The sequence below is a fragment of the Argonema antarcticum A004/B2 genome (genome assembly GCF_023333585.1).
Taxonomy (GTDB): domain Bacteria; phylum Cyanobacteriota; class Cyanobacteriia; order Cyanobacteriales; family Aerosakkonemataceae; genus Argonema; species Argonema antarcticum.
The window spans coordinates 1-9,779 of sequence record NZ_JAIQZN010000161.1 but is presented as its reverse complement, the minus strand read 5'-3'; the positions used below and the strand labels follow the sequence as shown (position 1 = coordinate 9,779).

The following is a 9,779-nucleotide window of genomic DNA, read 5'->3' as shown; positions in this document are numbered from 1 at the left end:
TCAACCTTGACGATACAATCCTAGCATTTTAGAAGCCGTCCTGGAAGGACGGGGTTTTAGACCCAAATTTCTGATAATTCCCACTTATCCCATGCCCACAAACAGCAGGTTTAAAAAAGCTATTAATTGCCTTGTACTGCTAGACTTTTCCCAATGACCCCGACTTTGAGTAACTGGGGCGTGCAAATCGGGGTGGAAGGCGCTACAGGAACTAGCGAAAACTTCCGGCTTTCAGTCGGTTAGCGAATTATTGGAAAAATTGGGTAGGGAGGACGCAAGTGCGTTAGCGTAGACTACCGAATGGCAGGAAGCCAGCCGCAGATAATTCACCCAGGTGCCTCCATTGGGGGCGATTCCACAAGTAGATTAAGGGCAGCCTGCATCACACCACCTAGCAGCTTGCACAGTACCCACGGCTCTGTACCAGCCAGAATCTGCCCAAATTTTTCAGCGCCGTAACTTTTTAGAAGTACCGCCACTTCCTCAACCGCCTCAAGTGGATTCGTGGTGAGTACTTCTGCTACGAGCGGTAAGTAAGTTTCAGCTACCCAACGGGTTTCTTCATCCAGTTCCGAGAGCGTTAGTTTTCCTTTTATAGCTTTATAAAGGAAACCTAACGCCTCAACCAACTGGCTGAAAGTCTTACCACACGCTTCTTTGGCTAGCTGGGATATTCTACCTGGAGAGAGAGCCAGGATTTTAGCGATCGCGCTCCGACTGGCGTCGCCACCTTGTCCAATCGCGCTCCACGCTGCTTCGATCATGCCCCTTGCCTTTTGCGTTCCTTTGGCAGCAGCAGCAGGGGCTAGATCGTATGCCTCTACGATTTCGATCTTGCAGCCAGGGAAGGCTTGGCGGATAGTGGCGATATCTCTCAAGCTCAAGGCGTCGCCTGCCATCAGCACCGCTTCTATCTGGCAATCCGGCCTCAAGTGAGCGCGTGGGCGTCCCAGGCACTGCACTATTTCTGCTACCACCTGAGCGTTGTACCAAGAACCGAACCGTCCCGATAGGTCTGTGGGCTTGACTGTCTGTCCGGTGACCGAGTGCCATTCAGATGCTTTAGCCGCCAGATTCGGCTTTGGCAGGCCGTGTACGAGCAACTGCTCGACTTCGATAAAGCGGTTGTTGCCTCGTGAGTCGCGGTGCCAGTATCCGGTCACAGCATCCAGTTCTTTGAAGCGCTCAACATCATTTTTAAATGTGACGATCGCCCGTTGTTCTTTCGCAAGTGTTGGGCGTTTTTCAATCGCTGCTTGGATTGCAGCATAAATGCGCTTCCAGGTCGTCTCCTCAGAGGTTCCCTTGGCATTTCTCCCCAGCCCTTTAACTACCTTGATAGTAAGATTGTTGAAGGTTTCAGGGGCGATTTCTTGTTCGATCTCGCAAATATTTTTGATGCCGGTCTTTCTGGCCAAGTCAGCCTTGGAAATAGTTGCATCCATCAATAATAAAAACCCGAATCCCTTAAGCGTGTGTTGGTGTCGGAAGCTGCGGCGGGTAAGTTCGATTTGGCCTTTGCTATTGATTCTGATATCGGTGAATTTATCTAGTCCAGAAATTACCCGAATCAGTGGTGATAGCCAATTAAGGGTAGCGCGAGCGCGAATAGCTTGCTGCTTTTGTTCTGGGGTTTGACATCCCTCAAAAATAGCTGCCCAGTCGTTCGCTAAGGCATTACTAAGTTGTTTTTCCAAATCCGATAAGCCGGGAATGTCCCATGCCGATGCGTCGGGGTTGGATTGCAGGAAATCTTTCTCTAATCTGTTTCGGAGAATACCAGCTAAAGGATGCTCAAAAGTTTCTCTATGGTGTTGGTAACGTTCCCAAAATTTCAGTCGCATCGGGTCAGCTTTAGTTGCCAATAAGGTCAATAATTCGACGTGCGAGAAACCATAGGCCGGAATGTCTGTTAGTCCGTATAAGCATTCCAATATCACCTCAAGAGTGGTTTTGATGAGGCGATAACCGTGCCGGTCTTTGGCGTGAAGCTGATGGGCTGTATCGGCGATGCTTGCCTTGTCAATGGTTAGGGTTTTGGTTGCCTCTAGCTGCGTTCCAGGTTCGTCGATGATGCCTATGTCGTTGCCTCTTGCGCTTCCCAATTGATTGATATGCGCTCTCAGGGTAACTTTGGATTTTAGTTGGTCGCGGCGTTTGGTGAGGAATTCGCATCCGGCAAAGTGCGGGCATCTTTCACAAATGGGTGAACCTTTACCGCCGAAAATCATCCCGTCTTTTTCGTTTGCGGCAAGAATGAATGTGTCTGTTTCCGGGCAGTTTCCTGGGATGTCTGGCAGTTTTCCTTTTGCTGTACGGGTGCGGTAAGGTTCCCCTAATGGTGTGCGTCGCGAGTAATCTACGGTTTCGCCGTTGTGTCGGTCAATCAGATTTTCCGAGTTTTCCTCAACTGTTTTTGTTGTGGGATTTTTATGGTCGGCTGCAATATGAAATATTCTCCCCCCGATATCCTTTCCTTCATCGTCAAATTCAGGTAAACCAAAATCATTGCGGGTGAATGAGCCTGAATCGTGGCTTTTGCCAGTGCCTACCAATGAGCGATCGCAGACCGCAGGAAACCCATTTCGGTAAAGTCCTAAAACGGTTTCTTTTCTAGTTCCAGCTTTAAAGATCAATTTAGGTTGTCCCATTTCGAGCCACTGCTCGAAGGTCGGTAGGGTGTCTACCGTTGGGTCGATCCTGAGTATCTGGACGCCTGTGTACGGGACGATGGCCGTGCATTCAACTGGTGATGATTCTTTCTGTTGCCGCTCTAGCGGTTTGGGAACGTGGCCTACTATTTGTGCAACTAAATCTTTGAAGCTATGGAAAGCTTTTTGACCCTGCCACGCGGCGTTGGCTACCAGGTTGAGGAACTGCGCGAATGTGATTGTTTCGATCTCGGTTTCCGCTGGCAGTTCATCAATGTCGGGGGCATCTTTTGTAGTTTGCCCCCACCAGCCAACCTGCACTTCATACCCAAATTGTTTGGCTAGTTTGGCGGTGGCTTTGTACTGCTGTACAACGTGGCGGTTGCTGATGGCTCCTGCATCGGCATATAAGATGCACTTCGTTGCCCCGCCCAATTCCGCTGACGCTGCATCTAAGTGGCGCTTGAAGGTTTGCGAACTGCTGGCGAAGTTACCGCCTGCTGCACCTAGAATAATCTGTTTTCTCTTCTGGGATGCAATCCAAGGCTTCAAAATGCCTTCTGCTAGGCCGATGGATTTGTCTGCAACCTCATCCAACGGTTTGCAGTAGGTGAGAGGTAATTCCCCATTTTGTAAATGTGCTGTAGGGCCCTCTGGCCGCTTTTTACTGGCAGAGGTAGGCCACCTGTACTTCCCGCCGTCGTCGGTGTTGTCCAGGCGTAACTGCCAGCCGATTATCTGCTCTTTCTCGTTCCAGATTGGGCAGAGGTAGCCCGGTTCGGCATTGGTTAGGCCACGCCCGGTAATATTCACTCCGGCCAAACGGTGGCTGACTGGGTTGGATAGCTTCTGCCAGCGTTGAACGCTGCGGAACATCCCCGCCTGAATCTGTTCGTCGGTTAAGCCCCGCCTGTGTAGGTCTGCTCGGTGGGCTTGGTTGAGCGGTAGTTGTCCCAGTAGTTTGTGAATTTCGCGATCTCGCTCAGCCTCGCCTAGCAGCTGAGCGCGTTGGCGTGTCTCTTCCTGTAGGCGCTGCTGCCGTTCGCGCTCTCGCTGTTGCTTCCACTCTTCTCTTTGTTGCTCGGATGCAAATTCTTGTTCGGCTCTATTGGCCCAAATGCCAAAACCCCACTTGTCGAGGGATTTAAAAATGTAATCAGTTGGGCTGGCGGCACTGTCTCGACAGTGAATAAGCTTGGTGCTGTTTGACTGGCGGCAATCTTTCCGGTGTCCGGCGCAAACGGGACAGGAGCCCTTGAGGGGGGTAAATTTGCTCATTCTGCGCCCTCCAGCCCCAGTTTGGCTTCAATTGCGGCAAGCTTCGCCGCTTGCTTGCGGCTAACGCTGGCCTGCTGAATGATGGTGCGGATGAAAAGGTTCTCCCACCCACGCAGATGTTTGGATTGAATGAGGCGCTGGCATTGCTGCTTGTGTGGGGTTGCTTGCCGTTTTGGACAGCTATCAGCTATAATATTGGTAGGATTTACCATAATGGCCATTTTTCCTAGACTAGGGGGGATGGCCATCTGCTTTGGAAGTATTGCTAACGTATTAGTATTACAATGTTATTGTTCATATTTCGCTGGCCGGTGCGCGATCTATACTTCCTATACTTCCGTAGCCGATGGCCTTTGCATGGTTGAGGTTTTGCTAGTAACAAAGCTCTCAACCATTAATATTGACACGCTTATTTTTGATGTGGCAAGGGGCAAAACGCACCTGTGCAATAAGTCTTGAAAGCCATTCACTGCAAGGCTTTCAGCGCTCGATATATTTCACGCTTGCCTTGCCCCTACCCTTTCCCCTAGAAGTGATGAGGCGATCGCCCCTCACTTCCAGGGCCGCTGCCAGGGCGGGGGAATTGCGCTTGTGGCGTATCCAGGCGCAATGGGCTTTCACGTAGGGTAGCCAGTAGCGATTCTTGAAGCCTTCGGATTGAGCCGCAAGATTAAGTGCGGTTTCAATCAGTAGATAATTATGCAAAAGCATGGGATTGTTTGGTGGGTAAGGGTTGCGGCCTTCTTTTAGCGCTTCTGCGACGGGTTGCCCTTCTTCGAGATACTGCTCTACCTTTCCCTTGCCCGTAGGCTCCTTTAAATCCTGTAGCTTCGCCTCTTTAAGGATTTCTTCAAACCAATGCAAGGCATTTTCGTAGGGAGGTGTGGGCGCTGCGATCGCAAAGCATTGAACGCACAAATGCCACTCGGCAGCAAGAGCGTCTACCCAAGGTTCAAAAGTTTTTCTGGTGCGAGGGGATGCGGCGATCTTAACTTTCGCCCTATTTACGCGCTTATCGAACATTTGGGCTGCTATACCCCAATGAATATCTACGGTGCGGCTCCAAAGGCTGTCCGAGGGGGAAATCGAGGAGATTGGCAATAAAGTCATGGCGTTCAAAAACTTATAAGTACCCGTCAAAAACCGTATAATTGCGGTTTTTTTGTCTCCATTCTGTCTCCATTCTGCCCTCATCTGCCCTCATCTGCCGCCCCTTGGCGACAGCGAAAAGCTTGCTAGACAAAGCTTTTCGCCAGTTGAGTACTTCTGAGTCACTTTGCAAGGTTGCTGCCTTTTGCCCTCATGGTAATCATCTCTCATAGATCGAAGGAATAAAATTTCTTCGGGTGTAAATTTCATAGGTCACTGGTAGAGGTTAGTAGTCATTGGTGTTGACAGTTCCCAAGAATTCTATTTTGGCTAGGTGCGATCGCCACTCATCAACTAGCGTTTCAAGCTCTAATCGCCGCTTAGTGGCGGGTTCGGTGCGGTAACGGCGAAGTCTAACTAACTCGCTTTCAGAGGTTTCGATCGCCGCTGTAAGAGCTTTTTTAGCGCTTCCGGGTTCGTCACGAGCAGCATTGCCCCAGCCTTTAGCGCTCTCTCCATCAGTTCCGAACGACTCAAACCAGTTTCCTCAACTGCCGATTCGATTTCTTGGTCGGAAGTAGGGGTGATCATAAACTGGCGTGGAACCTTGCGTTCTCCATGTGCTAGCGATTCTGCTTTCTTTGGTCTGGGCATAGGTTTTGTCTCTTTGATGATATGAGCATATTACTGGCTATATCACCCCATTTAACAAAAATTTTTTTTAGGAATTGACAATACCATAATATCATTATATCATCTAGAATGTAAACCTAGAAAATCAAATACCCAAAAACGGCTAAAGGCCGGGTGCGTCCAGCTACCAACTAGACACCCGACCTTGATGCCCAATCCATAACGAAAGGAGCATTCTAATCATGCCTCAAAACAGACTACCAATTTGGCTTAGTGGGCGCGATCGAGCCGTAGCCGATGCCCTCATAGCCGATGGCTTCAAGTATCTGGGATGCCCCTATGACCCGGAAGATATGCTTGCCCCTGAGCAGGTAGGCGATTGGTATCTTTCCTCAGTACAACAAGAGCCAATGCTTGAGGCGTGCCACACCATCGGGGCGCTGTTCTTCAAAGACTATTCCGAGAGCGCTTCATCGCTCACTGAGCAAGAGTTCGAGCGCATCAAACGGCTAATTTCTCAAGCTCAATTCGCCTGGGACACCGCCTCGAACGCGGGACAGCTTAGCTTGCCGGGGGTGGCCAGTGCTTAGGCTCACCCCCGAACAAGCAAAGCTAAAACCCCGCACCCTCGTAAGTTCTTAAATTTGATTTCGTACCCGATGTCTGTTCCCGTGAGGCGCTTTTTGTCAGAGCGGATAGCCGATACATCACCCCCCCAGAGGGTAATCAGTTTGGCCCATTCGTTTGCTCGCTTGTGGCTTTTGCAGCCCAGGTAAATGTTCTGAATCTCGCCGTCGCTGGTTTTCTTGAAGTAGCCCACAGTAGCACTAAGTGCTACGAATTCCATGTAAGGCTGTTCGGGTGCTAAAGGTGCGATCGCCTTGATGATGGGCAGTTTCTCTGCTGCGGGTGCTTCTGCCTTCCCAACCTCGACTACGAATTCGCTTTGCATTGATGTGGGTGCGGTCGCTTCGGTTGCCGGAAAAATGGCCATCACCGCTGATTTCAGAGCGTCGATCGCTTCCCCTGCTAGTTCAGCGGTTAGCGTTTTCAATGCTTCTAGCGCCTCGGATGCCTTGCCTTGCTTTGTTTCCAAGTCTTTCTTTACCTTCTTCAATTCTAACAACCGGGCCTGTAGGGTGAGGAGTTCAGAGTCAATAGTTGAGAGTTGATTGTCAAAAATTGCTAGCATGGTGTTCTAATCCTTTGGGTTAATTTGGGCGATCGCAATCTTTGGACGGAGGGCGATCGCCCTTAAGTTTGGGTGGTTTGGTTTCCCTTACCTACACACTAATCTACACGATTTACTATCTAGCGTCAATACTATAAGCTAGACATTATATACACATTACCAATAGGTTTAATCTATACACTTTAGATTTACTTATAGACACTAAATACACAGCAAAATATGATTAAGCTATATACACAATCCTCCATGAATGTGTAGATATGGCTACCCCGCAGTTTAATATTCGGCTGGACTTAGACCTGAAAGAAGCTTTTTTTGAGAAGGCTAGAAGCGAAGGCACGAACGCAACTGAGTTAATTATTGGGTGGATTAAAGACTACTTGGAAATAGAAAAGCCAACCAATGCCATCCCACTGGACGCCCTAGACAGACGGCTAGACGACCGACTAGCGGCTTTGGAATCCCAATTAATACAACGCCTAGACAGCCGCATAGACGAACGGCTGGGAAAGCGAAGAGCGGCGTAAGCACCGATGCGATCGCCGCCAAGGATAGGGAGATAGCAGAGCTAAAGCAGCGCAACCGTGAATTGATGGCGCAACTTACCGAAGCTTTAGCAAAGATAGCCCAGATGCAGGCAGAGCAGGCAGACGCGGTGAAGCAGGGAGAACTAGAGGAAATACGCGATCGCACCCTGGCATCCCTGCGCCTGGGCAAGCAAGCGCCGGGGTACAAGGCGGCAAAGCTGGCGCTAGATAAGTTTATTGAGGAGCTAAATGGCTCAACCCACCAGCCGCCCTAGACCCGACAGCTTAGTTTCTATTTTTGTGACCCGCTCCTCTAAATCGGCGATCGCACCCCTGACCGCCGTAGGGTCATTTTTCCCCAGGTATTTCCCGATAGCTTCCCTCACAATCTGCGCTTCTGTGCGTCCGGTAGCAAGAGCAATGCCTTTAATCTGGCATTGCCATTCCTGCGGAACTCTTGCGCCTATCATCGGTTGTTCCGACATCTTTGATTTCTCTGCTAGCCTTTACAAATACAAAGGTATTCGATCATATATGAAGTCGCCGTTATCAGCGATAACATAAGCAAAAATTATAAAAATCGGCTGAAAAGCTCATTCTGCCGTACTGGAATGGGCGAGCGGGTGATAAGTTGGGATTAGCCGAAAGCGATCGCAGGACAGAAAATACCGATTGACAAAGGTTTTAGGGGTGTATTCCACCAAATCCAGATTTCGTGTAAGCTGTTGTTATCCGCCCAAGGGACAGCAATGAAGGTCAATGGAAATGGGCAGGGCAAAGTCTTGTCCCAACAAGAACTGCAACGACTGTTTCGCGAGGGGTTCTCATCGCCTCGCGATCGCGCATTGTTCGCTATCTGTCTGTTTACTGGCTGTCGCATCTCGGAAGCCCTAGCACTGCAAACCACCGATATCAAAAGCGGCGTTCTAACCTTCCGCAAGTCTACCACCAAAGGAAAGCTCAAAACTCGCGCTGTGGACATACAGCCCGCTCTGGCGGCAATACTGGCTGAGTACAACCCCCCGAAGCCCGGTGCTTTGTTCCCAGGTATGCGGGGCGTCAGGGAAAGTTTGACTCGGTTCGCGGCTGACAAGATTCTCCGAGATGCCTGCAAGCGAATCGGTATTGAGGGCGTTTCAACCCACAGTTTTAGGCGCACAGCTTTGACCCAGATGTGTAACGCTGGCATTCCCCTGCGGCACATTCAGGAAATTTCAGGGCACAACGACTTAGGGACGTTGCAGCGCTACCTAGAAGTCAGCCCCGAACATCGCAAAAAAGCCGTTTCGGTGATTGGGTTTTGATGTGCTGGCATCCTGTGCCACCAGTATGCTGCGAAGACACTCAACCCCGTCCCTTTATCGCTAGCAGCAGTATGCTGGCACAGCACTTAAAGGCACTCGCGAGAAGGCTTTCGTTGGGGCATTTGTACAGTCTTTACAATCATGGAGGACTGTATATAAAGGTTGGGGCATAGCAGATGCAAACTACCGGGCGTTACTTGCACGCTAGGCCATCTGATAGCAGCGCTCGGTATTTGGCGCGTTAATTAGTTAACAACCATAAAGGAAGACGATACTCTATGACCGTAGAACAACGATTAAACGTCGTCGAAACAGATTTGGAAACAGTTAGACAATTGCTGGTATCAGCAGCTAGCTACGCTGAATCGGCTAACCGGGGTCTTGACCGATTGACTGCGGCTCAAGCCCAATCCCAATCCCAGGTAGACCAACTGACTGCGGCTCAAACTCAGACTCAATCGCGGGTGGAGCAATTGGTTGAGTCGCAAACTCAAACCCAAACGCAGCTAAACCAACTGACGGAAAGGGTCGAACAGTTTATTTTCCACTCTCAACGATTGGTTACCCAGCACGCTGAAAGGTTAGAGCGGACGGAGGGGCAAACCGAAAGGCTGGAGGCGATTGTACGAATGCTAAACCGCAACTACGAAGCACAGCAATCTCAGATGCGGGAGTTTCAGGTTACTACTAACGCAGCCCTAGAGCGCATCGATAGGGTTTTGGATTATCTGATGCGGCAGTCTGGCGGCAGCGGTGCGGGTTAGGAGGGGTGCGATCTCCCACCTTTTTAAGTAGGAAAAAAGAGGGAAAAACACCACATTTTCACCTACTTTTTCCTACTTAAATATTTTCCAGGATGAGAGAAAATTCTACCGTCCGGGTGAAAGGAGGGAATTTTTGCACATCCTGAACTACTGGAACCACTCGCGATTGAGCAGCAAGCCATGTCAAACGTGCGTACAGTGGCTTCAATTGGGCGCTGACGCCTCGATCTCCCTGTTTAGCAGGGGTGTCAATTGAAATGAAACTTGACACTCCTCGGCGTGAACGCACGAGGATTCTTGGCTCTACGAACGACTTTAAAACCCACTATCCTTGCGGCAAT

General features: G+C 50.0%; 12 protein-coding genes. 5 read left to right on the top strand and 7 right to left on the bottom strand.

Annotation, left to right across the window (positions count from 1 at the left end; translation table 11 throughout):
* Positions 1–326 precede the first annotated feature (326 nt).
* The 4 genes from LAY57_RS33855 to LAY57_RS33840 form a co-directional block, all read right to left on the bottom strand.
* Positions 327–3,929 carry a hypothetical protein gene (locus tag LAY57_RS33855; protein ID WP_249071586.1) on the bottom strand — a complete coding sequence of 1,201 codons (3,603 nt, stop codon included), beginning with the start codon at positions 3,927–3,929 and terminating at the stop codon, positions 327–329.
* Entirely contained in the window at positions 3,926–4,141 is a 216-nt protein-coding gene (locus tag LAY57_RS33850; RefSeq protein WP_249071585.1) for a hypothetical protein, read from the bottom strand. Before LAY57_RS33850 ends, LAY57_RS33855 begins: the two co-directional genes overlap by 4 nt.
* A 268-nt stretch (positions 4,142–4,409) precedes the next feature.
* Positions 4,410–5,123, bottom strand: coding sequence for a hypothetical protein (locus LAY57_RS33845; RefSeq protein ID WP_249071584.1), 714 nt, complete (start codon positions 5,121–5,123; stop codon positions 4,410–4,412).
* Between the two features lie 312 nt (positions 5,124–5,435).
* A complete protein-coding gene (locus LAY57_RS33840) occupies positions 5,436–5,672 on the bottom strand; it encodes a hypothetical protein (RefSeq protein ID WP_249071583.1) in 237 nt (78 codons plus the stop codon).
* Between the two features lie 221 nt (positions 5,673–5,893).
* Between LAY57_RS33840 and LAY57_RS33835 the strand changes: the two genes are divergently transcribed.
* Positions 5,894–6,241, top strand: a complete 348-nt coding sequence (locus LAY57_RS33835; protein ID WP_249071582.1) for a hypothetical protein — start codon at positions 5,894–5,896, stop codon at positions 6,239–6,241.
* A gap of 2 nt (positions 6,242–6,243) precedes the next feature.
* On the opposite strand, the gene LAY57_RS33830 is transcribed toward LAY57_RS33835, so the two are convergent.
* Positions 6,244–6,843, bottom strand: coding sequence for a hypothetical protein (locus LAY57_RS33830; protein ID WP_249071581.1), 600 nt, complete (start codon positions 6,841–6,843; stop codon positions 6,244–6,246).
* 260 nt (positions 6,844–7,103) lie between these two features.
* Between LAY57_RS33830 and LAY57_RS33825 the strand changes: the two genes are divergently transcribed.
* Both LAY57_RS33825 and LAY57_RS33820 read left to right on the top strand, forming a co-directional pair.
* Positions 7,104–7,370, top strand: coding sequence for a hypothetical protein (locus LAY57_RS33825; protein ID WP_249071580.1), 267 nt, complete (start codon positions 7,104–7,106; stop codon positions 7,368–7,370).
* Positions 7,371–7,435: 65 nt separating this feature from the next.
* Positions 7,436–7,645, top strand: a complete 210-nt coding sequence (locus tag LAY57_RS33820) for a hypothetical protein (RefSeq protein ID WP_249071579.1) — start codon at positions 7,436–7,438, stop codon at positions 7,643–7,645.
* Here the strand turns inward: LAY57_RS33820 and LAY57_RS33815 are convergent.
* Complete coding sequence (locus LAY57_RS33815) at positions 7,625–7,855, bottom strand: YlcI/YnfO family protein (protein ID WP_249071578.1); 231 nt, start codon at positions 7,853–7,855, stop codon at positions 7,625–7,627. The two genes, LAY57_RS33820 and LAY57_RS33815, sit on opposite strands and share 21 nt — an antisense overlap.
* A 264-nt stretch (positions 7,856–8,119) precedes the next feature.
* On the opposite strand from LAY57_RS33815, the gene LAY57_RS33810 reads away from it, so the two are divergent.
* Both LAY57_RS33810 and LAY57_RS33805 read left to right on the top strand, forming a co-directional pair.
* On the top strand, positions 8,120–8,674 hold the full coding sequence (locus LAY57_RS33810) for a tyrosine-type recombinase/integrase (protein ID WP_249071577.1): 555 nt from the start codon (positions 8,120–8,122) through the stop codon (positions 8,672–8,674).
* A gap of 278 nt (positions 8,675–8,952) precedes the next feature.
* On the top strand, positions 8,953–9,438 hold the full coding sequence (locus tag LAY57_RS33805) for a hypothetical protein (protein WP_249071576.1): 486 nt from the start codon (positions 8,953–8,955) through the stop codon (positions 9,436–9,438).
* A 76-nt stretch (positions 9,439–9,514) separates the two neighbouring features.
* Here the strand turns inward: LAY57_RS33805 and LAY57_RS33800 are convergent, their stop codons facing one another.
* A complete protein-coding gene (locus tag LAY57_RS33800) occupies positions 9,515–9,709 on the bottom strand; it encodes a hypothetical protein (RefSeq protein WP_249071575.1) in 195 nt (64 codons plus the stop codon).
* Positions 9,710–9,779 lie beyond the last annotated feature (70 nt).